Origin of the sequence: Streptomyces sp. Ag109_O5-1 (genome assembly GCF_003814875.1) — a bacterium.
Classification (GTDB): Bacteria; Actinomycetota; Actinomycetes; order Streptomycetales; family Streptomycetaceae; genus Streptomyces; species Streptomyces sasae.
In genome coordinates, this window is record NZ_RKQF01000001.1 from 6,115,147 (window position 1) to 6,140,839 (window position 25,693).

General features: G+C 71.5%; 22 protein-coding genes and 1 tRNA gene. 10 read left to right on the top strand and 13 right to left on the bottom strand.

Annotated elements, in window-relative coordinates:
- Window position 1: 1 nt before the first annotated feature.
- Window positions 2–589, bottom strand: a complete 588-nt coding sequence (locus EDD90_RS27535; RefSeq protein ID WP_123975671.1) for a TetR/AcrR family transcriptional regulator — start codon at window positions 587–589, stop codon at window positions 2–4.
- Window positions 586–2,100 carry a 3-hydroxyacyl-CoA dehydrogenase gene (locus EDD90_RS27540; RefSeq protein ID WP_123975672.1) on the bottom strand — a complete coding sequence of 505 codons (1,515 nt, stop codon included), beginning with the start codon at window positions 2,098–2,100 and terminating at the stop codon, window positions 586–588. The genes EDD90_RS27535 and EDD90_RS27540 overlap by 4 nt, the downstream gene beginning before the upstream one ends.
- 148 nt (window positions 2,101–2,248) lie before the next feature.
- Between EDD90_RS27540 and paaN the strand changes: the two genes are divergently transcribed.
- Window positions 2,249–3,940 carry a phenylacetic acid degradation protein PaaN gene (paaN, locus tag EDD90_RS27545; RefSeq protein WP_123975673.1) on the top strand — a complete coding sequence of 564 codons (1,692 nt, stop codon included), beginning with the start codon at window positions 2,249–2,251 and terminating at the stop codon, window positions 3,938–3,940.
- A 98-nt stretch (window positions 3,941–4,038) separates the two neighbouring features.
- Here paaN and EDD90_RS27550 read toward each other — a convergent pair whose 3' ends face one another.
- The 4 genes from EDD90_RS27550 to pepN all read right to left on the bottom strand — a co-directional run bounded on the left by EDD90_RS27550 (window position 4,039) and on the right by pepN (window position 9,554).
- Window positions 4,039–4,773 (bottom strand): RNA methyltransferase, encoded by a 735-nt coding sequence (locus EDD90_RS27550; RefSeq protein ID WP_123975674.1) that lies wholly within the window; start codon window positions 4,771–4,773, stop codon window positions 4,039–4,041.
- Window positions 4,770–5,981 (bottom strand): HTTM domain-containing protein, encoded by a 1,212-nt coding sequence (locus EDD90_RS27555; RefSeq protein WP_123975675.1) that lies wholly within the window; start codon window positions 5,979–5,981, stop codon window positions 4,770–4,772. The genes EDD90_RS27550 and EDD90_RS27555 overlap by 4 nt, the downstream gene beginning before the upstream one ends.
- On the bottom strand, window positions 5,978–6,754 hold the full coding sequence (locus EDD90_RS27560; protein ID WP_123975676.1) for a DUF5819 family protein: 777 nt from the start codon (window positions 6,752–6,754) through the stop codon (window positions 5,978–5,980). Before EDD90_RS27560 ends, EDD90_RS27555 begins: the two co-directional genes overlap by 4 nt.
- A gap of 376 nt (window positions 6,755–7,130) precedes the next feature.
- Window positions 7,131–9,554 carry an aminopeptidase N gene (gene pepN / locus EDD90_RS27565; RefSeq protein WP_123975677.1) on the bottom strand — a complete coding sequence of 808 codons (2,424 nt, stop codon included), beginning with the start codon at window positions 9,552–9,554 and terminating at the stop codon, window positions 7,131–7,133.
- Between the two features lie 197 nt (window positions 9,555–9,751).
- Between pepN and EDD90_RS27570 the strand changes: the two genes are divergently transcribed.
- A complete protein-coding gene (locus EDD90_RS27570; RefSeq protein ID WP_123975678.1) occupies window positions 9,752–10,885 on the top strand; it encodes an acyl-CoA dehydrogenase family protein in 1,134 nt (377 codons plus the stop codon).
- A gap of 92 nt (window positions 10,886–10,977) precedes the next feature.
- On the opposite strand, the gene EDD90_RS27575 is transcribed toward EDD90_RS27570, so the two are convergent.
- The 5 genes from EDD90_RS27575 to EDD90_RS27595 form a co-directional block, all read right to left on the bottom strand.
- Window positions 10,978–11,307 carry a rhodanese-like domain-containing protein gene (locus EDD90_RS27575; protein WP_123981709.1) on the bottom strand — a complete coding sequence of 110 codons (330 nt, stop codon included), beginning with the start codon at window positions 11,305–11,307 and terminating at the stop codon, window positions 10,978–10,980.
- Window positions 11,308–11,346: 39 nt separating this feature from the next.
- Window positions 11,347–12,159 carry a hypothetical protein gene (locus tag EDD90_RS27580; RefSeq protein ID WP_123975679.1) on the bottom strand — a complete coding sequence of 271 codons (813 nt, stop codon included), beginning with the start codon at window positions 12,157–12,159 and terminating at the stop codon, window positions 11,347–11,349.
- A gap of 9 nt (window positions 12,160–12,168) precedes the next feature.
- Window positions 12,169–12,633 carry a hypothetical protein gene (locus tag EDD90_RS27585; protein ID WP_123975680.1) on the bottom strand — a complete coding sequence of 155 codons (465 nt, stop codon included), beginning with the start codon at window positions 12,631–12,633 and terminating at the stop codon, window positions 12,169–12,171.
- Between the two features lie 44 nt (window positions 12,634–12,677).
- Window positions 12,678–14,141 (bottom strand): DUF2252 domain-containing protein, encoded by a 1,464-nt coding sequence (locus tag EDD90_RS27590; protein ID WP_123975681.1) that lies wholly within the window; start codon window positions 14,139–14,141, stop codon window positions 12,678–12,680.
- 109 nt (window positions 14,142–14,250) lie between these two features.
- Window positions 14,251–14,559 (bottom strand): ACP S-malonyltransferase, encoded by a 309-nt coding sequence (locus EDD90_RS27595; protein ID WP_123975682.1) that lies wholly within the window; start codon window positions 14,557–14,559, stop codon window positions 14,251–14,253.
- A 9-nt stretch (window positions 14,560–14,568) separates the two neighbouring features.
- Here EDD90_RS27595 and EDD90_RS58635 point away from each other — a divergent pair, with 9 nt between their 5' ends.
- Window positions 14,569–15,309, top strand: a complete 741-nt coding sequence (locus EDD90_RS58635; RefSeq protein ID WP_311737221.1) for an AfsR/SARP family transcriptional regulator — start codon at window positions 14,569–14,571, stop codon at window positions 15,307–15,309.
- Window positions 15,310–15,341: 32 nt separating this feature from the next.
- Here the strand turns inward: EDD90_RS58635 and EDD90_RS27605 are convergent, their stop codons facing one another.
- Window positions 15,342–16,280, bottom strand: coding sequence for a LysR family transcriptional regulator (locus tag EDD90_RS27605; RefSeq protein ID WP_185149246.1), 939 nt, complete (start codon window positions 16,278–16,280; stop codon window positions 15,342–15,344).
- 142 nt (window positions 16,281–16,422) lie between these two features.
- On the opposite strand from EDD90_RS27605, the gene EDD90_RS27610 reads away from it, so the two are divergent.
- Both EDD90_RS27610 and EDD90_RS27615 read left to right on the top strand, forming a co-directional pair.
- Complete coding sequence (locus EDD90_RS27610; RefSeq protein WP_123975683.1) at window positions 16,423–17,919, top strand: MFS transporter; 1,497 nt, start codon at window positions 16,423–16,425, stop codon at window positions 17,917–17,919.
- A gap of 145 nt (window positions 17,920–18,064) precedes the next feature.
- The gene (locus tag EDD90_RS27615; protein WP_260328096.1) at window positions 18,065–18,892 is read left to right on the top strand and encodes an MBL fold metallo-hydrolase; all 828 of its coding nucleotides are present in this window, start codon (window positions 18,065–18,067) and stop codon (window positions 18,890–18,892) included.
- Window positions 18,893–19,038: 146 nt separating this feature from the next.
- Here the strand turns inward: EDD90_RS27615 and EDD90_RS27620 are convergent.
- Window positions 19,039–19,122: transfer RNA gene (locus EDD90_RS27620), tRNA-Leu, on the bottom strand.
- A 405-nt stretch (window positions 19,123–19,527) separates the two neighbouring features.
- Here EDD90_RS27620 and EDD90_RS27625 point away from each other — a divergent pair.
- The 5 genes from EDD90_RS27625 to EDD90_RS27645 all read left to right on the top strand — a co-directional run bounded on the left by EDD90_RS27625 (window position 19,528) and on the right by EDD90_RS27645 (window position 25,559).
- The gene (locus tag EDD90_RS27625) at window positions 19,528–20,409 is read left to right on the top strand and encodes a DUF3662 and FHA domain-containing protein (RefSeq protein WP_123975684.1); all 882 of its coding nucleotides are present in this window, start codon (window positions 19,528–19,530) and stop codon (window positions 20,407–20,409) included.
- Window positions 20,410–20,419: 10 nt separating this feature from the next.
- Window positions 20,420–20,941 carry an FHA domain-containing protein gene (locus EDD90_RS27630; protein WP_123975685.1) on the top strand — a complete coding sequence of 174 codons (522 nt, stop codon included), beginning with the start codon at window positions 20,420–20,422 and terminating at the stop codon, window positions 20,939–20,941.
- A 98-nt stretch (window positions 20,942–21,039) separates the two neighbouring features.
- Complete coding sequence (locus EDD90_RS27635) at window positions 21,040–22,611, top strand: Stp1/IreP family PP2C-type Ser/Thr phosphatase (RefSeq protein WP_123981717.1); 1,572 nt, start codon at window positions 21,040–21,042, stop codon at window positions 22,609–22,611.
- Between the two features lie 27 nt (window positions 22,612–22,638).
- Complete coding sequence (locus EDD90_RS27640) at window positions 22,639–24,078, top strand: FtsW/RodA/SpoVE family cell cycle protein (RefSeq protein ID WP_123975686.1); 1,440 nt, start codon at window positions 22,639–22,641, stop codon at window positions 24,076–24,078.
- The gene (locus tag EDD90_RS27645) at window positions 24,075–25,559 is read left to right on the top strand and encodes a penicillin-binding protein 2 (RefSeq protein WP_123975687.1); all 1,485 of its coding nucleotides are present in this window, start codon (window positions 24,075–24,077) and stop codon (window positions 25,557–25,559) included. The genes EDD90_RS27640 and EDD90_RS27645 overlap by 4 nt, the downstream gene beginning before the upstream one ends.
- The last annotated feature ends 134 nt before the right edge of the window (window positions 25,560–25,693 follow it).

The window sequence follows — 25,693 nt, forward strand, 5'->3', positions numbered from 1 at the left end:
GTCAGTGTGCGCGCAGGCCCGTGAAGGCCAGCCGCACCACGGCGTCGGCGACCTCGCGCTCGCTCGCGCCGCGCCCGTCCGGGCGGTACCACTCGACGACCGAGTTGACCATGCCGAAGACCAGCCGGGTCGCGAGCCGCACTTCGACGTCGCCGCGTATGTCCCCCTCGGCGGCCGCCGCCTTCAGCAGCTCGGCCACCCGGTGGTCGAAGTCCCGGCGCCGCTCCAGCGCCCACCGCTCGGTGTCGGTGTTGCCGCGCACCCGCAGCAGCAGCGTCACATAGGGCAGTTCGGTGACCAGCACCTCGACCATGCGCCGTACGACGTGCTCCAGGCGGTCGGCGGCGGGGCCCACGCGCCCGTGCTCCTCGTCGAGGATCCCGAACAGACCGTCCAGCGCCCGGCTGACCGCACGGCGCAGCAGCTCCTCCTTGCCGGAGACGTGGTGGTAGATCGACGACTTGGAGATGCCGGCCGCCTTGGAGAGGTGCTCCATGGAGGTGCCGTCGTAGCCGCGCTCGTTGAAGACCTGGACGGCCACCGAGAGCAGGGTCTCGGGGGTGTAGGTGTCACGCTTGGCGGTGGTCATGAGGCGCCCTCCCGCTTCTCGGTGGCGTAGGCGTGCCGGTAGAGCGCGAGGGAGGGCGCGTAGCGGCCGCTGGGATCACGAAGATGCAGGTCGTCGAGGAGGTCGTAGGCGAAGTCGCGGCCGAGGCGGCGGCTCCACTCGAAGGGCCCGAGCGGGTAGTTGACGCCCAGGCGCATCGCGGTGTCGATGTCCTCCTCGGTGGCCACACCCTTGGCGACGGCGTCGTGCGCCAGGTCGACGATCCGGGCGACCGTCCGGGCGACGATCATGCCGGGCACGTCACCGATGACGCTGACCTGCTTGCCGAGCGCCTGGAAGAGGCCGATGGCCTCGCTGAGCGTCTGGGGCAGGGTGTCGTGTCCCGCGGACAGGGCGATACGGGTGGCGCGGCGGTAGTCGAGGGCGAGGTCGAAGTAGACGACGTCCCGGAACTCCACCGACGTCTGGCCGTCGGTGAGCACCAGCTGGCCGCCGCTGGGCAGGACGAGGCGGGTGCCGTGGTCCTCGTCCTCCTCGCGGACCTGGATGCCCGCCTCGCGGATCATCGGGAGCAGCTCGGCCGCCGGGCCCAGACCGCCCTCGGCGACGACATAGGCGGGCGGCCGGGCCGGCTCGGCGGTGTGCGGTTCGGAGCGCTCCTCGCCGTCCGCGTAGTCGTACCAGCCGTGCCCGGTCTTGCGGCCGAGCCGGCCGGACTCGACCAGCCGGCGCTGGGCGAGGGAGGGCGTGAAGCGTACGTCCTGGAAGAAGGCCTGCCACACGGATTGCGTGACCGACTCGTTGACGTCCTGGCCGATCAGGTCGGTCAGCTCGAAGGCGCCCATCCGGAAGCCGCCGCTCTCCCGCAGCACCGCGTCGATGGTGGCCGGGTCGGCGGCCTGCGCCTCGTAGACCGCGAACGCCTCGGCGTAGAAGGGCCGCGCGATGCGGTTCACGATGAAGCCCGGGGTGTCCGCGCTGGCGACCGGCGTCTTGCCCCAGGCGCGGGCGGTTTCGTACGCGCGCGTGGCCGACGTGACGTCGGTGGCGAACCCGGAGACCACCTCGACCAGCGGCATCAGCGGAGCCGGGTTGAAGAAGTGCAGGCCCACCAGCCGGGCGGCGCCCCGCAGGCCTCCGCCGATGGCCGTCACCGACAGGGAGGACGTGTTGGTGGCGAACAGACAGTCCTCGCCGACGATGTCCTCCAGGGCGCGGAACAGCTCCTGCTTGACGTCCAGGCGCTCCAGGACGGCCTCCACGACCAGGGCGCAGTCCGCGAACTCCGTGAGCTCTTCGGCGGGGAGCAGCCGCTCGCGGGCCGCGTCCCTGGCGGCAGCCGTCATCCGGTCCTTCTCGACGAGCCGGTCGAGGCGGGCGCCGATCGCCGCGGCCGCGTCTCGGGCCCGCCCGGGGACGGCGTCGTACAGCCGTACGGCATGGCCCGCGACGAGTGCGACCTGGGCGATGCCCTGGCCCATGGTGCCGGTGCCGACGACTCCCACGGGGCTGCTGAGGTCGAGTGCTGTCATGTGCGCGATCCTCCCGCACGGGGTTTTCCACAGATGCGGCAGGCCCCCTTGTCCCGACCGATCGTTCGGTTACTCTAACTCTGTCCGGCTGTTTCTGCCCAGGTCATGAGCTCGAAGGGGAGCTCATCAGACGAGGAGTTGGTCCCACATGACCGCCGAACTCACCGTGCACGAGCTGATCGCCAAGCACCGGCCCACGCTTGACCAGGCGCTGGAGGCGATCCGCACGCGCGCGTACTGGTCCCCCCACCCCGAGCACCCCAAGGCCTACGGCGAGCACGGCAGCCTGGACGCGGCGGCCGGCAAGGCCGCCTTCGACGCCCTGCTCGGCGGCCGGATCGACCTCGGCCAGCCCGGCACCGACGACTGGGTCGGCGGCGAGGTCTCGCCGTACGGCATCGACCTGGACGTGACCTACCCGCACACCGACGTCGACACGCTCCTTCCCGCCATGCAGGCCGGGCAGCGCGCGTGGCGCGACGCGGGCGCGGAGGCGCGCGCGGTGGTGTGTCTGGAGATCCTCAAGCGGATCAGCGACCGGACGCACGAGTTCGCGCACGCGGTCATGCACACCAGCGGCCAGGCGTTCATGATGGCGTTCCAGGCGGGCGGCCCGCACGCCCAGGACCGCGGCCTGGAGGCGGTGGCGTACGCGTACGTGGAGCAGGTCCGCACCCCCGACACGGCCGAGTGGACCAAGCCCCAGGGCAAGCGCGACCCCCTCGCGCTGACGAAGACGTTCAAGCCGGTCCCGCGCGGGATCGCCCTGGTCATCGGCTGCAACACGTTCCCGACGTGGAACGGCTACCCGGGCCTGTTCGCCTCCCTCGCCACCGGCAACGCGGTCCTGGTCAAGCCGCACCCCCGCGCGGTGCTCCCGCTCGCCCTCACCGTCCAGGTCGCCCGCCAGGTCCTCGCCGAGGCCGGCTACGACCCGAACCTGGTGGCCCTGACGGCGGAGCGCCCCGGCGAGGGCATCGCGAAGACGCTCGCCACCCGCCCGGAGATCAGGATCATCGACTACACGGGTTCCACCGCCTTCGGCGACTGGCTGGAGACCAACGCCCGGCAGGCGCAGGTCTACACGGAGAAGGCCGGCGTCAACACGGTGCTGGTCGAGTCCACCGACAACTACAAGGGGATGCTCTCCAACCTGGCGTTCTCGCTGTCCCTGTACAGCGGCCAGATGTGCACGACCCCGCAGAACCTGCTGATCCCCCGCGACGGCATCCGCACCGACGAGGGACCCAGGACCTACGACGAGGTGGTCGCCGACCTCGCCCGCGCGGTCGACGGTCTGCTCGGCGACGACGCCCGCGCGAACGCGCTCCTCGGCGCGATCGTCAACCCCGACGTCAAGGCCCGTCTGGAGGCCGCGGCCGGCCTCGGCGAGGTCGCCCTGGCCTCCCGGGAGATCGCCAACCCGGAATTCCCGGACGCGGTCGTCCGCACACCGGTGATCGTCAAGCTGGACGGGGCCAAGCCGGACGACGAGGCGGCCTACATGAGCGAGTGCTTCGGGCCGGTGTCCTTCGCCGTCGCCGTGGACTCGGCCGCCGACGCGGTGGACCTGCTGCGACGGACGGTGCGGGACAAGGGCGCGATGACGGTCGGGGCGTACACGGTCGACGCGGACGTGGAGAGCGCCGTGGAGGAGGTCTGCCTGGAGGAGGCGGCCCAGCTGTCGCTGAACCTGGTGGGCGGGGTGTATGTGAACCAGACGGCGGCGTTCTCGGACTTCCACGGGTCCGGGGGCAATGCGGCGGCGAACGCGGCCCTGACGGACGGCGCGTTCGTGGCGAACCGGTTCCGGGTGATCGAGGTGCGCAGGGAGGCGTAGCCGTTGGGGTGGCCGGTCGTCTTGGGGAGCTGCGGGTCCGTTGTGGCTGGTCGCGCCCACGCGGCGGTAGCCGCATATCCGGCACGGCCCCGCGCCCCTTACGGGGCACTCCAGTGGAACAGGGTCATGGCGACACTCGTCGCCAGGTTGTAGCTGCTCACCTGGGGACGCATCGGCAGCCGCAGGAGATGGTCGGCCCTCGCTCGCAGTTCCGGTGAAAGACCCGTCCGCTCCGAGCCGAAGGCGAGGATGGCATCGTCCGGGAGCTTCGTGCCCCGGACGTCCTCGCCCTCCGGGTCCAGGGCGAACAGCGGGCCCTGCGGCAGCTCCGCCACCGTCAGCCGTTCCACCGCCGTCGCGAAGTGGAGCCCCGCACCGCCCCGCACGACCGTCGGATGCCAAGGATCGAGCGTGCCGGTCGTGATCACTCCCGTCGCTCCGAAGCCCGCCGCCAGGCGGATCACCGCGCCCGCGTTGCCGAGGTTGCGGGGCTCGTCGAGGACCACGATCGGGGCCGTGCGCGGGACGCGGGCCAGCGCACGGAGGTTGGCCTCGCGGGAGGGTCGTACGGCCAACGCGGCGACGCCCGTCGGATGGGGGCGCGCGACCAGCTTGGCGTACGACTCCGCAGTCACCTCGGTCAGCAGCGCGGCCAGCGCGTCCCGGACGTCGGGTGCGAGGTCGGCCGCGAGGGCCAGGGTCGCCTCCCGGTCCGTCGTGACCGCCACCGGCACCTCCGCGCCGAAGCGCAGGGCGTGCTTGAGGGCGTGGAAGCCGTCGAGCAGCACGGCGGAGCCCGCCAGCTGTGCCCAGCGGTCAAGGGGGTCGGTCATGCCCCGAAGCCTACGCGGGGCTGTTCGTCGGCCTCCGGGGAGCGAGGACGGGGCAGTGACGGGGCGCCCCGCCGGAAAACGCGGGCACGCGCGCGTACCGCCCAGCCGCCGAGCCCGAGCAGGAAGGACGTCGGCAGGAAGACCGAGTCCGCCGCGATCATGGCGAGGGAGAAGAAAGGCAGGCCGAGGACGACCGCGATCACCGCATGCTCGGTCATCATCGCGGCCAGCAGCACGTTCTTGACCCGCCGGTTGAACAGCGTGAACGGGAAGGCGACCTGGACGATGACCGTCCCGTAGGTCACCAGCATCACCATCGTGCCGTTGGCGGACAGCAGGTCGGCGAGGGCCGGCCAGGGTGAGAAGTAGTCCAGGTGGAGCGGGTAGTAGACGGCGGTGCCGTCCTGCCAGCGGGAACCCTGGATCTTGTACCAGCCGGCGGTGGCGTAGATGAGGCAGGCCTCGGCCATGATCACGAACAGGGCGCCGTTGTGCAGGATGTTCGCGATGACGTCCAGCAGGATCCGGGGCTCGGCTGTGCGTGCCCAGCGGCCCACCGCCCACCACAGGGCGGCGCCCGCCCAGGTAGCCCACATGAGGGCCGGCACCAGCCAGCCGCCTCCGGTACGGCCGGTGAGGGCCGCCGCGACCAGCAGCAGACCGGAGACCGCCCACAGGGCCGGGCCCACCCGGTCGGGGGCGACGAACTCGCCACGCGCGCGTGCGGCGCTCGCGCGGACCGCCCGGCGGGCGTCCAGGGACCAGACCTGGCCGCAGCGGGTGAACACCAGGTAGAAGGACATCAGGTGCAGCACGTTGTCGCCGCCGTCGCCCACGAACACGCTGCGGTTCTGCAGGGACAGCACCCCGACCATGAACAGCAGTGATGTGGTTCGGGTGCGCCAGCCCAGCAGCAGCAGAGCACTGGTGAGCACGGCCAGGAAGTAGAAGACCTCGAAGAAGAGCCGGCTGTCGGAGGACAGCAGCGCCGTGAAGGCGTGGTTGTCGGAGGTCAGCTGCTGGGCGAGGCCGAAGCTCCAGGGGCCGTCGGGGCCGTACAGCTCCTGGCGGTGCGGGTACTCGCGCAACAGGAAGAGCAGCCAGGTGGCGGCGAACCCGATACGGACGACGGCCGTCTGGTACGGGCCGAAGGCCGACCCGGTGACCCGGGCGATGGCGCGGGACAGACACAGGGCGAGACGGCTCACCGCACACCCCCGTTCGCCTCGTCCGCCGTCACCCTCCACCAGGGCAGCACCCGGTAGACGGGGTTGTCGGAGACCTTCTCGCCTCTCCAGTCCGGCGGGGGCACGTCGGTGGTGCTGGAGCGCACCTGGACGCGCTCGATGGTGCCCTTCTCACTGGTCGCGTCCCCCCGGTACATGCGCATCACGACGATCCGGCGCAGGTACTGCTCGGAGAGGGAGCCGCGCAGGCCGATGGGACGGTTGTCGTTGCCGTGCGTGGTGACGAAGAAGTCCCAGGCCCGGCGCAGCTCGTTCTGCACGGTGTGGCTCGGCAGCAGACTGCCGTCGATGGCCTTGCCGTCCTGGACCGACAGGTCGTTCCAGCCGGTGGTGGTCGTGGTGCCGTCCTGCATCAGCACGTCGGCGCGCACCTGCACCGCGATGTTCTGCTGCAGCGGGTTGGGCGCGAAGAGCTTCCAGTTCTGCTCGAACTCCGGATACACCCATTCCTCGATCGCCTTGCCGTGCTGCTTGGTGACCGTGTTCGCCGGCGCCACGCTCAGGAACACCATCCCGAGGTGCACACAGGCGGCGACCGCGACCAGGGCCAGGGCGAGGGCCGCGCCGACCTGGTAGCGGGGGGAGAGGGCGGCGACGCCGGTGCGGGGGACGGACGGCGGTGGTCCCGCGGGCGCGGCGGGGTCACCGGGCCGCACCGCACGCGCCCCGCTCGGACCTTCTGCCCCCTGCGGGGCGGCCGCGTCCTCGTCGTACGCGTCGTACGCGTCGTCCATTCCGCCCCGTTCCCCGATCCCGCCGCCCGATCCCGCTGTCCGATCCGGACGGCCGGTCCGGGACCGCCCGGTGTGCCGCTGCCCGGCACTCGCACGGAACGGTACTCAGCACCGGCCGCCGGGCGCAGCCCCGTGGCGGAGCCCGGGAGCGTGTCCATCGCCACTCCGAGCGGGACCGGCGGCGCACCGCCGGTGCCTACCCGCCGATGTCATCGCAGGTCACACGGCCTCCAGGGACCATCTACGGGCCCCCGGCCGACGAGTTGTCCACAGGCTGGGCCGAAGGTTTTCCACACCGGTGACTCCTCACATCACAACCACATCTCACATCACAGCCACACCTCGCACCTCACGCCGGCCGGGCGGCCCGGGAGGGTCACCCGCGGGCCCGCAGCATGCGGCTGATCGCGTCCGAGCGTTCCAGGAGGGTCTTGCGGACCACGGGGGCCGCGTCCTGGGCCGACTGCCGGGCCTTCTCGATGTACGCCGGGTCGACGGCGTACGGCGGGAAGAGCTGGGAGGTATAGACCATCGCCAGGATCATGCCGCCCTGGTGCAGCTGCGGGATCGTGTCCAGATAGCGCTCGGCGTAGGGGGCGAGCAGGTCGTTCTGGCCGGGGCGCCAGAAGGCCACCGCCACCGGGTTGACCGACCCGACGGGCACCGCGCGGTCCACCGCCAGCCGCTGCCAGACCTCGGCCTTCGCCGCCGGGTCGGGAAGGGCGGCCCTGACGGTGAGGGCGCGGACCCAGGCGTCGGGGTCGGGGTCGCGTTCGAGGAGGGCGGTGGACTCGGCGGCGACGTCGGCGCCGAGTTCGGCCTCGCGGACGAGGGCCCGCCAGCGCAGGTCGATGTCGTCGCCGGCCCGGTCGCGGAGCCAGCCGAGGTCGTCGGCGCCGCCCACGCGGGCCAGTCCGCGCAGGGCGACCTGGCGGCGGCCCGGGTCGGCGGCGAGCTGCCGGCAGACCGCGGCCACGGCCTGCGACAGCGCGGGGCGTTCGGCCGTCGGGGCCCAGAGTTCGGCGATGTTCGTGACGAGGTTCAGATAGGGCTCGATCACGGCGTCGGACGTCTCGGCGGCGAGGACCGCGGTGAGGCAGTGCCCGGCCTCGGCCGCCGTGGCCTCACCGGCCGTGAGCATGTCCCAGACGGTGGCGGCGGCCGCACCCCGGGAGATGGCCGTGGGCAGCTGGGCCGCGGCGCGCAGGAGGGTGTCCCGGGTGCCGGGGGCCGGGCGCGAGGTGGCGAAGGTGAGGTCGTCGTCGTTGATCAGCAGGAGGTCTGCGGTGGCGGGGAGCCCGGTGACCGGGGTGCGCGGCTCGGTCACCTCGACGCGGACCAGGGCGGTGCGTGCGAGGGCGTCGCCGTCGCGGCCGTACGCGCCGACCGCCAGGACCTGGGGACGCGGGGTACCGTCGGCGACCAGGGTGACGGTGTCACCGTCGTGCTCCAGGGTGAAGCGGTCGGTGCCGGCGGTCTCCAGCCAGGTTTTCCGCCAGGTGGCCAGGTCGCGGCCGCTGGCCTCGGCGAGCGCGTCGATCAGGTCCTGGAGGGTGGTGGTGCCCCAGGCGTGGCGGGCGAAGTAGGCGGCCATGCCGGTCCGGAAACGGTCCTCGCCGACATAGGTCATCAGCTGCTGGAGGACGGAGGCGCCCTTGGGGTAGGTGATGTTGTCGAAGATCGACGCGGCCTGGGCGACATCGTGGATGGGCTGGTGGATCGGGTGGGACACCGGGCCCTGGTCGGAGAGGTAGGCCTTGAGCTTGCCGTCGGCGAGGTGGCCGGCCCAGGCGTCGGTGTAGCGGGTGGCGCCCTCGGCGGCCCAGTGGCAGGCGAACTCGGCGAAGGCCTCGTTCAGCCAGAGGTCGTCCCACCAGCGCATGGTGACGATGTTGCCGAACCACATGTGCGCCATCTCGTGCAGCAGCACGAGCGCGAGCAGCTCGCGTTCGGCGGGCGTCGGCACGGCCCGCCGCAGGAACGCGTCCGACCAGGTCACACAGCCGTAGTTCTCCATCGCGCCGCCGAACTCGGGCATGAACACCTGGTCGTACCTGCGCTGCGGGAACGGCATCGCGAAGGCCTCGGCGAAGAAGGCGAGGCCCTGGCTGGTGAGGGTGAAGATCTCGTCCGCGTCGCGTTCCAGGACCTCGGCGAGCGAGCGGCGGGCGTAGATGCCGAGGTCGTGGCCGCCGGCCTCGCGGCGGATCCCGTGGAAGGGGCCCGCGTTGACGACGGTGTTGTACACCGACAGCGGCGGGGTGTCCGGGAAGGTCCAGCGGCGGGCCGCGCCCTGCTCCTCGACGCTCGGGTCGCCGGAGTTGCTGAGGACGGTCCAGGCGGCCGGGGCCGTGACGGTGAAGGCGTGCGGGGCCTTGAGGTCGGGCTGGTCGAAGCAGGCCCAGACAAAGCGGGCCTCGTCCGGTTCGAAGCTGGTCCACACATAGGCCTCGCCGTCGGCGGGGTCGACGGCCTTGTGCACGCCCGGACTGGCGGTGGTGTCGACCTGGACGCTCTCCACGCACAGCACGTTGTGCGCGGCCAGGCCGGGCAGCGCGATACGGCCGTCGCCGGAGGGGGTGAGGGGGGTGCCGTTCAGGGTGGCGGCGCGGACCTCGGCCGCGCAGTCGACGAAGGTCTCCGCGCCGGGCTCCCGGCAGGTGAAGGCGATGGTGGAGACACAGCGGATCTCCGGTCCGTCGGGCAGGGCGGTGAGGTCGATGTCCACGTCGTACCGCTCGACCGAGATCAGCGCGGCGCGGTGCTCGGCCTCGGTGCGGGTCAGGCTTCGGATCCCCATTGAGTCCTCCCTAGGGTGTCCGTCCCCCATTGGCGGACACACGGGCGCCAGCCTACGACGCAAGGAGCCGGAGATCGCAGGGCTTTTCGGTTCCCTTCTTCTAGAACCTGTCCTATCTTGACGGACCGTCAGATCGCGTCGTCGGATCACGCCGACAGGCACTTTCCGATCACCGGATCCGCCGGGAGGACAGAACCGTGGACTTCACCTTCACCGAGGAGCAGTTGGCGGCGGCCGAGGCTGCACGGGGGGTGCTCGCCGCGGTGGCACCGGACGGGGTGCCGAGCCCGGCGCTGACCACCGGTGCCATCGCCGAGGGCTTCGACCGGGAGCTGTGGGACAGGCTGGCGGGCGCGGACCTGCTGAGCCTGCCGCTGGACGAGGAGTACGGCGGGGCCGGGCTCGACGCGATCGCGCTGTGCCTGGTGCTGCGGGAGTCGGCGAAGGTGCTGGCACGGGTGCCGCTGCTGGAGAACAGCGCGGCCGTGGCGGCTCTGCAGACCTACGGGGACAAGGAGCTGGGGACGCGGCTGCTGGCGCCGGCCGGGCGCGGGGAGCTGGTGCTGACCGTCGCCGCGAGCGGGCGCACCGGGCACGACCCGGCCGAACTGGCCGTGACCGCCCGGCCGGACGGGGAGACCTGGGTGCTGGACGGGGTGCAGACGGCGGTGCCATGGGCGTACGACGCCGATCTCGTCGTCGTACCGGCGCACACCGACGGCGACCGGAGCGTGCTGGCGCTGGTGGCGCCGACGGGTGCCGGGGTCGCGCTCGCCGAGCAGGTGTCGACCAGCGGGGAACGCCTCGGCGAGCTGCGGCTGGAGTCGGCGCGGGTCGCGGGGCGGGACGTGGTGACGGCGGCCGGGGCCTGGGAGTGGCTGCGGGAGCTGCTGGCGACCGGGACGTGCGCGCTGGCGCTCGGGCTCGGTGAACGGGTGCTGCGGATGACCAGTGAGTACACCGGGAAGCGGGAGCAGTTCGGGCATCCGATCGCCACGTTCCAGGCGGTGGCCGTGCAGGCCGCCGACCGGTACATCGACCTGCGGGCCATGGAGGCGACGCTCTGGCAGGCGGCCTGGCGGATCGCTTCAGGGGCGCCGGGAGCGCTGCCCCTGGCCGGGGACGTGGCGGTGGCGAAGATCTGGGCGGCCGAGGGTGTGCGGCGGGTGGTGCAGACCGCGCAGCATCTGCACGGGGGGTTCGGGGCCGACACGGATTATGTGCTGCACCGGTATCACGCGTGGGCCAAGCAGCTTGAGCTGGCGCTCGGGGGTGCGGGGGCGCATGAGGAGGCGCTGGGGGATCTGCTGGCCGCGCATCCATTGGGATAGGTGGGATGAGGGATCGGGGGGGCGTTCGGTCGTGCGTTCGATGCCGGCCGGTGGGGCTGGTCGCGCAGTTCCCCGCGCCCCTACGGGACGCTTCAGACCACGAACCCCGGCTCGCCCGTGTCCGTCACGATCTCTCGGCCCGCTGCCTGCCATACCTGCATGCCGCCGTCCACGTTCACCGCGTCGATGCCCTGCTGGACCAGGTACATCGTGACCTGGGCCGAGCGGCCGCCGGAGCGGCAGATGACGTTGACGCGGCCGTCCTGGGGCGCGGCCTCGGTGAGCTCGCCGTAGCGGGCCACGAACTCGCTGATCGGGATGTGCAGGGCACCGGCGGCGTGGCCCGCCTGCCACTCGTCGTCCTCGCGGACGTCCAGCAGGAAGTCGCCGTCCTTGAGGTCCGCGACCTCGACCGTGGGCACACGCGCTGCGAAGTTCATGGCTACGACGCTACCGGACCGCTACTCCTGCATGAGCAGCGCGGCCAGCTCCGCCTCCCGCTCGGCGACGTCCTTGTGGAGCTTCTCGGCGATCTCGTCGAGAAGCCTGTCGGGGTCCTCGGGAGCCAGCCGGAGCAGACCTGCGATGGGCCCCTCCTCCAGTTCCCTGGCCACGAGGGTGAGCAGTTCCTTGCGCTGGGCGAGCCATTCGAGGCGGGCGTACAGCTCCTCGGCGCGGCTCGGCTTGCGCTCCGGCGGGACCGGGCCGGCCGCCCATTCCTCGGCGAGTTCCCGCAGCAGGGCCTCGTCGCCGCGGGCGTAGGCCGCGTTGACCCGGGTGAGGAATTCCTCACGCCGCTCCTGCTCGGCCCCCTCCTGCACCAGGTCGGGGTGGGCCTTGCGGGCCAGCTCCCGGTAGAGGCGGCGGGCCTCCTCGCTGGGCCGCACCCGCTGCGGGGGCCGTACCTCCTGCTCGGTGAGCATGGCGGCGGCCTCCGGGAACAGGCCGTGGCCGTCCATCCAGCCGTGCAGCAGTTCCTCGACGCCGGGGATGGGCATGACCCGGGCCCGGGCCTCCTCGGCGGCGCGGATGTCCTCGGGGTCGCCGGTGCGGGCGGCCTTCGCCTCGGCGATCCGCGCGTCCAGCTCTTCGAGGCGGAGGTAGACGGGGCCGAGTTTCTGTTCGTGCAGCCGGGAGAAATTCTCGACCTCGACGCGGAAGGTCTCCACCGCGATCTCGTACTCGATCAACGCCTGCTCGGCGGCCCGTACGGCCCGCTCCAGGCGTTCCTCGGGCCGCGGTGCCTGGGACTGCTCAGCTTCCGGGGTCGTCACCCGACCAGCCTAGGGCCTGTCGTCGTCATCGGTGGCCGGGACCCACTGTGCGACCAGGTCCGTGCAGGCCACGACCAGGGTGCCGGGGCGGCAGGCCAGCTCGTGGGTGCAGCCGTCGGGGTGCGGGAGGATCTCGTCGAGGATGACCTCGCCGAGCGAGGTGAGGTCGCAGGAGCCCAGGATGTCCGTCTGGAAACGGGAGACGCCCGAGTAGCGCACGATCAGGTCCTCGTCGTGCTTGAAGCAGTTGTGGCCGAAGCGGATCTCGATGTCGGCGGGGGCCGTGCGGCGCATGTCCAGCGGGCGCAGGTCCTTCACACAGCGACGGCCGCCGAACTCGTAGTGGCGCGGGTCGGTGGCGAAGGCGCGGGCACCGGGTGGCAGGCCTCCGGCGAGTTCCGGCAGCCGCGCCAGGTAGGGCCCGGGGTCGATGGAGACCGCGGCCCCGCCCTCGTCGATCTCGACGTACTTCACCTCGGCACCTCATCCGCTTCGACGTACGTCACCATCTGCGGGGCTCACACCCCGAGCTCCGCCGCGATCCGCCCCGCGCGCACCGCGGCCACCAGGTCCCCGTGGTCCGCCTCCGTGCGGTCGGCGTAGGTCACCGCGAAGTCCGCCATCGCCTCGTCCAGCTCCTCGCTCTTGCCGCAGTAGCCGGCGATCAGGCGCGGGTCGGCGCTGTGGGAGTGGGCGCGGGCCAGCAGGGCGCCGGTCATCCGGCCGTAGTCGTCGATCTGGCCGGGGGACAGGGCGGCCGGGTCGACGCTGCCCTTGCGGTTGCGGAACTGGCGGACCTGGAAGGGGCGGCCGTCCACCGTGGTCCAGCCCAGCAGGATGTCGCTGACCACCTGCATCCGCTTCTGGCCCAGCACCACCCGGCGGCCCTCGTGGTCGACGGCCGGCGCGTCGAAGCCCGCCGTGACCAGATGCGGGACGAGCGCGGACGGGCGGGCCTCCTTGACCTGGAGGATCAGCGGCTCGCCGCGGTGGTCGAGGAGGAGGACGACATAGGACCGGGTGCCGACGCTGCCGGTGCCGACTATGCGGAAGGCGACATCGTGCGGGGTGTGCCGGGACAGGAGGGGGTGGCGGTCCTCGGAGAGCGTGCCGATGTAGTGCTCCAGGGCCTCGGTGACCGCCTCCGCCTCCGCGTCCGGGACCCGGCGCAGCACCGGTGCGGCGTCGACGAAGCGGCGGCCGCCGTCCTCGGTGAGCTCGGTGGAACGGGCCGCGAACCGGCCGCTGGTGTTGGCCCGGGCCTTCTCCGAGACCCGGCGCAGGGTGCCGACCATGTCGTGGGCGTCGGAGTGGGAGACCAGCTCCTCGTCCGCTATCGCGTTCCACGCGTCCAGGACCGGAAGCCTGGCCAGCAGCCGCATGGTGCGGCGGTAGGCGCCGGCCGCGTCGCCCGCCGCCTTGCGGCACGTCTCCTCGTCGGCGCCCGCCTCCCGGCCGGCCAGCACCAGGGAGGCGGCGAGCCGCTTGAGGTCCCACTCCCAGGGGCCGGACACCGTCTCGTCGAAGTCGTTCAGGTCGATGACGAGGTCGCCGCGCGGGTCGCCGTACAGACCGAAGTTGGCCGCGTGGGCGTCGCCGCATATCTGGGTGGCGATCCTGGTCATCGGGGTGCGGGCCAGGTCGTGCGCCATCAGCCCGGCCGAACCGCGCAGGAACGCGAACGGGCTCGCCGCCATCCTGCCGACCCGTATCGGGACGAGCTCCGGGATACGGTCCCGGTTGGACTCCTCGACCGCGCTCACCGCGTCCGGACGGGAGCCGTCCAGGTCGAGGGCGTGATGGCTGCCGCGCGGGACCGCCGAACGCAGCGCCTTGCCCTCCTGCTTGGGGGAGCCCTTCGGGGGCCACTGCGCAAAGCCCTTCGGCGAGGGCAGCTTGCGCGCCCCGGCCGTCGCCGGCTCTTCCCGTCCGGTCACGCCGACCGCCTCCCCCGTACGCCACGCACGCACACTCTCGAACATCAACTCGTGGAGACGGTACAGGTGGGGGCCGGAAGACGTCAGACCCTGTGGACAACTTCGGGACGGTCCGGGCGAATCGGGGCGGTCGCCCCCGTCGCGCACCTGCGGGTCAGGCCGGCTGGGCGGCCGGGGCAGCGAAGCGGTGGGCCGGGACCTCCGGCAGGGTGCGCCTGGCCAGGCCGGCGAGGGTGGCGCCGGGGCCGATGTCCAGGAACGCGGTGGCGTCCAGCTCCTCGTTCAGGACGCGCAGGGTGTCCGCCCAGCCGACCGGACCGACCAGTTGACGGGCGCTCAGTTCCCGCCAGTGGCCACCGCCCTGGTGAGCACGGGCGTCGACGTTGGCGACCACCGGGACCGACCCGGTCGCGAAGTCCGTCAGCTCCGGAGCCCGGCGCAGCGCCGTGCCGGCCGGCGCCATACAGGGGCTGTGGCAGGCGGCGGTGACCGGCAGGACGCTGTAAGCGCAGGCCGGCCTCGGCCGCGCGGGCGGCGGTGGCCGCCACGGCCGTACGGCTGCCGGCGATCACCGTCTGCACGAGTCTGTTGTGGTTGGCCACCCACAGCTCGGCGCCGTCCGCGCGGGCCGCCTCCACCATGGCCGTGGCCTGCGCCGGATCACCGCCCATCACGGCCGCCTCCACCATGGCCGTGGCCTGCGCCGGATCACCGCCCATCACGGCCGCCATCGCCCCCGGCCGCTGCCGGGCCGCCGCGGCCATGGCCCGGCCCCGCTCGCCCACCAGCCAGGCGCCGTCGGCCGCCGACAGCACCCCGGCGGCCACCAGGGCCGAGTACTCGCCGAGGCTGTGCCCGGCGACCGCCACCACGCGGGCCTGCGGACCGTTCCGGCGGGGCGGTCCCCCATCCGGCCCCGGAACCCGCACGCACCCTGCTGTGCCGGCGCTTCCAGGAGGCGGTCGGCGAGGCCGTCGCCCTGGTCGGCGACCACCCCTACCACGAGAACCCGCACGCCCAGTTGATGCGCGCGCTCTACGCCTCGGGACGCCGTGCCGCGGCCCTGGAGGTCTACCAGTCGCTGCGCCGCCGGATGACCGACGGCCTGGGCATCCCTCCCTCGCCGTCCACCACGACCTTGCACCATGTGATGCTCCAGGACCGCCCCGACCAGCGGTACCTCGCCGCCGTCGGGGCCGGGGCGCTGTCCTGACCCGGAGTCACCGAACGGCCCCGGACGGCCCCTCAGGCGCCGTCGCCCTCCCACAGACTCTCCACGGCGTGCGACGGGCCGCCCAACGCACGGACGTGCCCCATCGCCGCCTGGACGAAAGCACGTAGCCGGGCCGTCTCGTGTCCGGTGGGCCAGATGAACGCGTAGTCGATGCGCGGGGCGTCCGAGAACGGCTTGAAGACCAGGCCGGGCCGGCTGTAGTAGTGCGCGCCCGCGGCCGCCACCGGCGTCACGCCCTTGCCGGCGAGGACGAGGGAGAGCGCGTCCTCCCAGTGCGTGATCGCCTGCCCGTGCGGAATGGGCCGTCCCGACGGCGTCTGCCGCGGGAAATGGTGGTCCAGCCATTGCGCCGACACGTTCCCGCCGACCGTCAGCAGCGTCGCCTCCGCCAGGTCCTCCACGCTCACCGACTCGCGCCGCGCGAACGGGTGCGCCGACGACATCAACAGCACCCTGGGCTGCGACACCAGTACCGGACCCAGCGTCAGATCAGGCTCGGCCACCGGTGGTTCGGTGACCTGGAGCTCCACGTCCCCGGCGCGCAGCGGACCATAGGGGTCCGAGATCTGCACCTGCCGAATCTGCACGTCCACGCCCGGATGCCGGCGGCCGAACACCTCGGCGACGCTGTGCAGCAGATGGCCCGTGAACGCGCCGGAGAAACCGATCCGCAGTGCGCCGGTGACACCGCGGCCCGCCGCCATGGCCTTCGCGACGGCTTCCTCGATCCCCTGCCAGGCCGGCGCGATGTCGTCCCTGAGCTGTTCCCCGATGGCGGTCAGCGTGACATGGCGGCTGGTGCGCTCGAACAGTCTGGCGCCGAGCCGGCGCTCCAGCCGGGCGATGGTCTGGCTGACCCTGCTCTGCGACACCCCCACGCGGTCGGCGGTACGGCCGAAGTGCAGCTCCTCGCCGAGAGTCAGGAAGATCTCGATCTCCTGACGTTCCATGACCGAATTCCCGCGCCCCTCATTTCCGCGACCTTGGACGATGAGCCCAGCGAATCGATCGTTGCACAGATCGTTCTTGTTGCGCAGGTCCCCCGATTCGAAGCTGGTCAGGCCATACGGATCGTCAGGAAGGACCCCGCTCATGGCCGTCACCGCATCCTCGCCACCCACCTCACCCGCCCGCGACGTACGCGCACCGGCCGGTCCCGCCGCCGAGGCCGCCGCCGCGCCGGCCGCGGCGGCGACCGCCTTCTCGTCGCGCGAGTGGCTGGTGCTCCTCACCCTCTGCTGCGCCACCTTCATGTGCGGCCTGGACTTCTCCATCGTCACCGTCGCCCTGCCCGACATCGGCAGCGGCCTCGGCTTCTCCTCCGCCGGCACTCTGCAGTGGGTGGCCACCGCCAGCCTGCTGCCCTCGGCGAGCCTGCTGCCGCTGTTCGCCCGGGTCGCCGACCTGATCGGCCGCAAGCGGCTGTTCACGCTCGGCGTCGCCGTGTTCACCCTGTTCTCGCTCGGTGCCGCCGTCGCGAACAGCCCCGGCGTGCTGATCGCCACCCGCATCGGCCAGGGCACCGCCGCCGCGATGATCGCCCCGGCCGCCATCGCCCTGATGACCGGCTACTTCACCGAGGGCCCCAAGCGCGCCCGCGCCCTGGGTCTCAACGGGGCCGTCATGTCGCTGGGCTTCGTGCTCGGCGCACTCGGCGGCGGCATCATCACCAGCGGCTTCAGCTGGCGCTGGACCATGGTCGCGCTGTGCGTGATGGGCCTCCTGGCACTGGCCGGCGCGGTGACCCTGCCGGCGATCCGCGAGTCCGGTGCCGCGAAGCGGATGGACATCCCCGGCGCGATCCTGGCCACGGCCGGTCTGTTCGGACTGGTCTACGGCATCTCCAACGGCGGCGACCAGGGCTGGGCCCGCCCGGCGGCCTTCTGGCCGATCGTCGGCGGCCTGGTGCTGCTGGCCGCGTTCCTGCTGGTCGAGCGGCGCCACCCGGAACCGCTCGTGCCGCTGTCCGTGCTGAACCGGCCGACCGTGAAGTGGTCGGGACTGTTCGGCGTCATCACCTTCGGCATGTGCGCCGGTCCGACCGTGCTGCTGAGCCTGTACATGCAGGACGTGCTCGGCTTCACCGCCCTGCAGGCGGGTCTGAGCTACCTCGGCGAGGGCGCGGCCGCGACCCTCGGCGGCGTGTACGTCGCGAAGCTGCTGGGCCGGTTCGGCGGGGTGAAGGTGCTGAGCGCCGGCCTGCTCATCCAGGGCGTCGGCACGGTCGCGATGTTCGCCCTGCCGGTCCATGTCAACCTGGCCGCCCTGCTCGTCACTTCCTCGGTCATGGGCCTCGGCCACGTCTTCAGCGTGGTGTCCTTCATCACCATCATGACCTCGGGGGTCAGCGAGCAGGACCAGGGCGTCGTCGGCGGCCTGTCGCAGCTGCCGCAGTACGTGGCCGCGATCGGCGTCTCCGGGCTCAGCGCCATCGCCGCCGCCCGCACCAACGCCCTCGCCTCGGGCGCCTCCCCGTCCCGCGCCGACATCCTGGGCGGACTGCACGCGGGCATGGTCACGGCCGGTGTCGTCGTCCTCACCGGTGCCCTGCTCGTCGGCGCCACGCTCCGCAAGCGGACCGCGGCGTAGGCCGTCCCGTGCCCGGCACCCGGCGCCGCCCACCGGCGCCGTCCGCGCACCCGGCGCGTCCGTCCGCCCCGATCCGGCGGACGGACGCGCCGCCCCCGTATCCGAGCCGCGCCGGGCGCCGTCGCCGCCCGGGAGGAGACCAACCGTGAACGACAGCCGACTGCGCAGGCCCTCCGCGGTGCGCACCCTGCGCGTGGGAGAGCTGAAGGTCAGCTATGTGCCCGACGGGGCCATGCTGCTGAAGCCGGCCGGCTCTCTGCCCACTGACCCGGACCGGCACCGGGCCGGGTACGGCGCCTACCTCAACGACACCCGCCGACTGGTCGCCAACACCGGCGGCCTGCTCGTCGAGCACGGCGGCCGGGCCCTGCTGATCGACGCCGGGTTCGGCCCGCGCGCGGTGCCGGAGGAACCCGGCCACCCCCACCGGGGCGCGGTGCACGGCGGCGCGCTGCCGGGCAACCTGGCCCTGCTCGGACGGCCGCCGCAGGACATCGAGACCGTGGCCTTCACCCACCTGCACCCCGACCACATCGGTTGGGCCCGCGTCGAGCCGACCCTCTTCACCCGGGCCGCCTTCATGGTCCCCAAGGGCGAGTGGGACCACCGCGGCCCCGCGGCGACGGCCATGGAATCCCGGACGCGGCTGGTGCTGCCCGGCGAGGAGATCTTTCCCGGCGTCCACGCGCTGGCGCTGCCCGGCCATACCGCGGGCCACACCGGCTTCGTCATCGCCTCCCGCGGCACCCGCCTGCTCGCCTTCGGCGACGCCCTGCTCTCCCCCCTCCAGGTACGCCACCCCGAGTGGTCCGCCGGCCACGACGACGACCCCGCCCAGTCCGAACGCCACCGCCGCCGCCTGATCGCCGAACTCGGGCGCCCGGACACCCTGGGCTTCGGCATCCACTTCGCGGACGTGGTCTTCGGCCGGGTACGACCGCACGTCGAAGGGGCGGCCTGGCAACCGCTGTGACGAGTCGCGTCCGTGACATCGCTCACTGACGCGACCAGCCGCGTCCGGCCTCGGGCTGTGCGATCCCTCACAACCCGACCACAACGAGAAACGGGCCCCTGCCGTGACTTCCGTCACTGGCAGAGACCCGTTCATCGGTATCTCTGTGCGCGAGGGGGGAGTTGAACCCCCACGCCCTTGCGGGCACTGGAACCTGAATCCAGCGCGTCTGCCTATTCCGCCACCCGCGCATTGGGTGTGTCCTCCGGTCCCGGCCCCGTTTTTTGCGGGCTGGCCCCTTCCGACATCGAGAACACTAGCACGTGGGACAGGGTGGGTTCACATCCCCTTTTCCTGGGCAGCGGCCACCCTGCGCCCACGTACCGGGCAGCCGTCGTTCACGTATCAACCTCGTACCGGTCCTGCCCATCTGCCCCGGAGACGGATCGGGTCCACAGTCAGGTGCGGGACACTGGTCGTGGGCCACCTCTACGATCCTGTGCAGAAGACACGCGGATCCTTGACAGGAGAAGCGCGCGGAGGAGTTCGAAGGGGAGCCACTCGGGGAACCGGCTGATTGCCGGGCGCGTAGATACGATCAGTGAGCGGTAACGGAAGCAGCAGCAGTACGGGCAAGGCGACAGAGGAGGTGCCCTGTGGGAGTCCTGAAGAAGTTCGAGCAGCGTCTCGAAGGTCTGGTCAACGGCACCTTCGCCAAGGTGTTCAAGTCCGAGGTCCAGCCCGTGGAGATCGCCGGCGCACTGCAGCGCGAATGCGACAACAACGCGACCATCTGGAACCGCGACCGGACCGTCGTACCCAATGACTTCATCGTGGAGCTGAGCGCCCCCGACTTCGAGCGCCTGAGCCCCTACTCCGGGCAACTCGGCGACGAGCTCGCCGGAATGGTCCGCGACTACGCCAAGCAGCAGCGCTACACCTTCATGGGGCCGATCAAGGTCAACCTGGAGAAGGCCGAGGACCTCGACACCGGCCTGTACCGGGTGCGCAGCCGCACGCTCGCCTCCTCCAGCAACCAGCAGGCCCCGGAGCGCGCCCCCGCGGGCGGCGCCCCGCAGCGGCCGGCCGGCTACGGCTACCCGCAGCCGGGCTCCGGCGCCCCGCCGATGCCGAGCGCACCACCGCCCGGCGCCCCGCAGCGCCCTGGCGGCTACGGCTACCCACAGCCGACCCAGCCCGCCGGCCAGCGGCCCGCCGGCCCCTCCGGACCGGTGGGCGCCCCGGCGCCCGGCTCCCGTACCCGCTACTGGATCGAGATCAACGGCACCCGCCACCAGATCTCCCGCGCGACACTCGTGCTGGGCCGCAGCACCGAGGCCGACGTGCGGATCGACGACCCCGGCGTCTCCCGCCGGCACTGCGAGATCCGGACCGGAACGCCCTCGACGATCCAGGATCTCGGATCCACCAACGGCATCGTGGTGGACGGGCAGCACACCACCCGCGCTACGCTCCGCGACGGCTCGCGGATCGTCGTGGGCAGCACCACCATCATTTACCGGCAAGCCGAAGGGTGAAGCGGGGGCAATGTCAGAGCTGACCCTCACGGTCATGCGGCTGGGTTTCCTGGCCGTACTGTGGCTGTTCGTGATCGTGGCCGTGCAGGTCATCCGCAGCGACCTGTTCGGTACGCGCGTCACCCAGCGCGGATCGCGTAGGGAAGAAGGACGCCGGCAGCAGCCCGCCGCCCGACAGCAGGCCGCACCCCCGCAGCAGCGCGCCCAGCAGCCCGCGAGCGGCGGACGCCGGCGCAACGCCCCCAGCAAGCTGGTCGTCAGCGAGGGCACCCTGACCGGGACGACCGTCGCGCTCCAGGGCCAGACCATCACCCTGGGCCGCGCCCACGACTCCACGATCGTGCTGGACGACGACTACGCCTCCAGCCGCCATGCCAGGATCTACCCGGACCGCGACGGCCAGTGGATCGTCGAGGACCTCGGGTCGACCAACGGCACGTACCTGGACCGGTCCCGGCTGACGACACCCACACCGATCCCGCTGGGCGCGCCGATCCGCATCGGCAAAACCGTCATCGAGCTGCGGAAGTAGTGCTACATCATGAGTAGGCGCGAGCGGAGCGAGCACGCAGCGGCGGACCGGACACCGGTCCTTTGCGCGCTCCCGACCGGAGGGTGGGCACCGTGCGGATGTATCCGGAGCCGACGGGCGAGGTGCGCATGAGTCTGTCACTGCGCTTCGCCGCCGGATCGCACAAAGGCATGATCCGGGAGGGCAACGAGGACTCCGGTTACGCCGGTCCCCGCCTGCTCGCCATCGCCGACGGCATGGGCGGCCAGGCCGCCGGTGAGGTCGCCTCCTCCGAGGTGATCTCCACCCTGGTCACGCTCGACGACGACGTGCCCGGCTCCGACATCCTCACCTCCCTCGGCCACGCCGTGCAGCGCGCCAACGACCAGCTGCGCGCCATGGTCGAGGAGGACCCGCAGCTGGAAGGCATGGGGACCACCCTCACCGCCCTGCTGTGGACCGGGCAGCGGCTCGGACTCGTGCACGTCGGCGACTCACGGGCGTATCTGCTGCGTGACGGTGTGCTCACGCAGATCACCCAGGACCACACCTGGGTGCAGCGGCTCGTCGACGAGGGCCGCATCACCGAGGAAGAGGCCACCACCCACCCGCAGCGCTCCCTGCTGATGCGCGCGCTGGGCAGCGGCGAGCACGTCGAACCCGACCTCTCCATCCGCGAGGTCCGCGCCGGCGACCGTTACCTCATCTGCTCCGACGGACTCTCCGGGGTCGTCTCCCACCAGACCCTGGAGGAGACCCTCGCCAGCTACCAGGGCCCGCAGGAGACCGTTCAGGAGCTGATCCAGCTCGCCCTGCGCGGCGGCGGCCCCGACAACATCACCGTGATCATCGCCGACGTCCTCGACCTGGACACCGGCGACACCCTCGCCGGACAGCTCTCCGACACCCCGGTCGTGGTCGGTGCCGTCGCCGAGAACCAGCAGCACCTGCACGACAACGGCTTCATGCAGACCCCCGCGGGCCGTGCCGCGAGCCTCGGCCGCCCGGTCCCCGGCCAGGGCGGAGGCGGCGAGTTCGGCCCGCCCGGCTCCGACGACACCACCGGATACGTCCCGGCCGGCAGCTACGGCGACTACACCGACGACGACTTCATCAAGCCCCGCAAGGGGCGGAAGTGGCTGAAGAGATCCTTCTACAGCGTGCTCGCCCTCGCCGTCATCGGCGGGGGCGTGTACGGCGGCTGGCGCTGGACGCAGACGCAGTACTACGTCGGCGCCAACGGCGAGCACGTCGCGCTGTACCAGGGCATCAGCCAGGACCTGGCCTGGGTCTCGCTTTCGAAGGTGCAGCAGGACCACCCCGAGATCGAACTCAAGTACCTGCCGCCGTACCAGCAGAAGCAGGTCAAGGCCACCATCGCCGAGGGCGGTCTCACCGACGCCCAGTCGAAGGTCCAAGAGCTGGCCGTGCAGGCCTCCGCCTGCCAGAAGGAGTCGGAACGCACCGCGTCCGAGTCCAAGGCCAACTCCAAGACGGGCCAGGGCGAGGCCGGAGGCACCACGGGAACCACCAAGACCTCTCTCACGTCCAAGGCCTCGCCCACACCGTCGAAATCGGCGTCCTCCACGGCGTCACCGTCCCCGTCCACCTCAGCGACCGCCACCCCCAGCCCCGGCCCCACTCTCTCGGAGGATGAGCAGAAGGTCGTCTCGCTGTGCGGTAAGCAGTAGGCAAGCCGTGAGAGGCCCCGTCACACGATGAGCAGTACTACCAACACGTCGACGAACCAGACGTCCACGATCGGCTCCATCGGCACACCGAGCCGCCGCAACACCGAGCTCGCGCTCCTGGTGTTCGCCGTCGCCATCCCGGTGTTCGCCTACGCCAACGTGGGCCTGGCCATCAACGACAAGGTCCCCGCGGGACTGCTGAGCTACGGACTGGGCCTCGGCCTCCTGGCCGGCGTCGCCCACCTCGCCGTCCGCAAGTTCGCCCCCTACGCGGACCCCCTGCTGCTGCCGCTGGCCACCCTGCTCAACGGCCTCGGCCTGGTCGTCATCTGGAGACTCGACCAGTCCAAACTGCTGCAGACGATCAAACAGGCGGGCACCGCGGCACCACGGCAGCTGCTGTACACCGCGATGGGCATCGCGCTGTTCATCGTCGTGCTGATCTTCCTCAAGGACCACCGCGTCCTGCAGCGCTACACCTACATCTCCATGGTCGGCGCGCTCTTCCTGCTGCTGCTGCCGCTCGTACCGGGCCTCGGCCAGAACATCTACGGCGCCAAGATCTGGATCTCCGTCGCGGGCTTCTCCATCCAGCCCGGCGAGTTCGCCAAGATCGTCCTCGCGATCTTCTTCGCCGGCTACCTGATGGTCAAACGGGACGCCCTCGCACTCGCCAGCCGCCGCTTCATGGGCCTGTACCTGCCGCGCGGCCGCGACCTCGGACCGATCCTGGTCGTCTGGTTCATGTCGATCCTCATCCTGGTGTTCGAGACCGACCTCGGTACCTCGCTGCTGTTCTTCGGAATGTTCGTCATCATGCTGTACGTCGCCACCGAGCGGACCAGCTGGATCGTCTTCGGTCTGCTGATGGCCGCGGCCGGCGCGGTCGGCGTGGCCAGCTTCGAACCGCACGTCCAGCAGCGCGTCCAGGCCTGGCTCAGCCCGATGAACGAGTACAAGCTCTCCCAGAAGGGCGTCGTCGGCCACTCCGAGCAGGCGATGCAGGCCCTGTGGGCGTTCGGCTCCGGCGGCACCCTCGGCACCGGCCTCGGCCAGGGCCACTCCGACCTCATCCGGTTCGCCGCCAACTCCGACTTCATCCTCGCCACCTTCGGCGAGGAGCTCGGCCTGGCCGGCATCATGGCGTTCCTGCTGCTCTACGGCCTGATCGTGGAGCGTGGCGTACGCACCGCCCTCGCCGCCCGCGACCCATTCGGCAAGCTGCTCGCCATCGGCCTCTCCGGCGCCTTCGCCCTCCAGGTCTTCGTCGTCGCCGGCGGTGTCATGGGCCTCATCCCGCTCACCGGTATGACGATGCCGTTCGTGGCGTACGGCGGTTCCTCCGTCATCGCCAACTGGGCACTGATCGGCATCCTCATCCGCATCAGCGACACCGCCCGCCGCCCGGCCCCGGCCCCAGCAGCCAACCCCGACGCCGAGATGACCCAGGTGGTCCGCCCGTCATGAACAAGCCCCTACGCCGGATCGCGATCTTCTGCGGCCTCCTGGTCCTCACCCTGCTGCTGCGCGACAACTGGCTCCAGTACGTCAAGGCCGACAGCCTCCGCGAGGACACGGCCAACCGCCGCGTCACGATCGCCCGTTACTCCACACCGCGTGGCGACATCATCGTCGACGGCAGCCCCATCACCGGCTCCACCGCGTCGAGTTCCTCCGGTCTCAACGACCTGAAGTACAAGCGCACGTACAAGAACGGTCCCATGTGGGCCCCGGTCACCGGCTTCGCCTCCCAGGCCTTCGGCGCCACCCAGCTGGAGAACCTGGAAGACGGCATCCTCACCGGCAACGACGACCGGCTCTTCTTCCGCAACACCCTCGACATGATCACGGGCAAGCAGAAGTCGGGCGGCAACGTCGTCACCACGCTCAACGCGGCCGCCCAGAAGGCCGCGTACAACGGCCTGAAGACACAGGGCGGCAAGGGCGCGGTCGTCGCCCTCGACCCCTCCACGGGCAAGATCCTGGCCCTCGCCTCCTACCCGTCGTACGACCCCTCGGCCTTCGCCGGCACCTCGGACACCGACGCCACGGCCTGGAAGAAGCTGCAGAAGACATACAACCCGAACGACCCGATGCTGAACCGGGCGCTGCGCGAGACCTACCCGCCGGGCTCCACCTTCAAGGTGGTCACCGCCTCGGCCGCGCTGGAGAACGGGCTGTACAACTCGGCCGACCAGGCCACCAACTCGCCACTGCCGTACGTCATGCCCGGCACCACCACCGAGCTGAAGAACGAGGGCAACATCCCCTGCAAGAACGCGACCATGCGGATCGCGCTGCAGTTCTCCTGCAACACCGTCTTCGGCAAGATCGGCGCCGACCTCGGCAACGACAAGATGCTCGCCGAGGCCAAGAAGTTCGGCTTCGACGCCCAGCAGTTCACCCCGGTCCGCTCCAGCGCCTCGGTCTTCTCCGACAACATGAACCAGTCGCAGACCGCGCTGTCCTCGATCGGCCAGTACAACACCGCCGCGACCCCGCTGCAGATGGCCATGGTCGCCTCCGCGGTCGCCAACGACGGCAAGCTGATGAAGCCGTACATGATCGATAAGCTTCAGTCGCCGGGCCTCGACACCATCTCGCAGACCGACCCCCAGGAACTGAGCCAGCCGCTGACCTCCTCCAACGCCCAGATCCTCCAGTCGATGATGGAGACGGTCGTCAAGGACGGCACCGGCAAGAACGCGCAGATCAACGGCGTCACCGTCGGCGGCAAGACCGGCACCGCCCAGCACGGTGTGGAGAACAGCGAGAACCCGTACGCCTGGTTCATCTCCTACGCCAAGCTCCCCGACGGCAGCAAGCCGGTCGCCGTCGCCGTGGTGATCGAGGACGACCAGGCCAACCGTGACGACATCTCCGGCGGCGGCCTCGCGGCCCCGATCGCGAAGAGTGTGATGGAGGCGGTCATCAACTCCAAGAAGTGACCCCGCTCACGTTCCCTTCACATCGGTGCACGTTGCGATACCGGTCCTGTATCGGGTTACGGGCTTGGCCAGGTCACACAAACACAGCCGGGTACGGTAGGCCCGGACGGCAGCCTCCGACCGCACACCCGTGC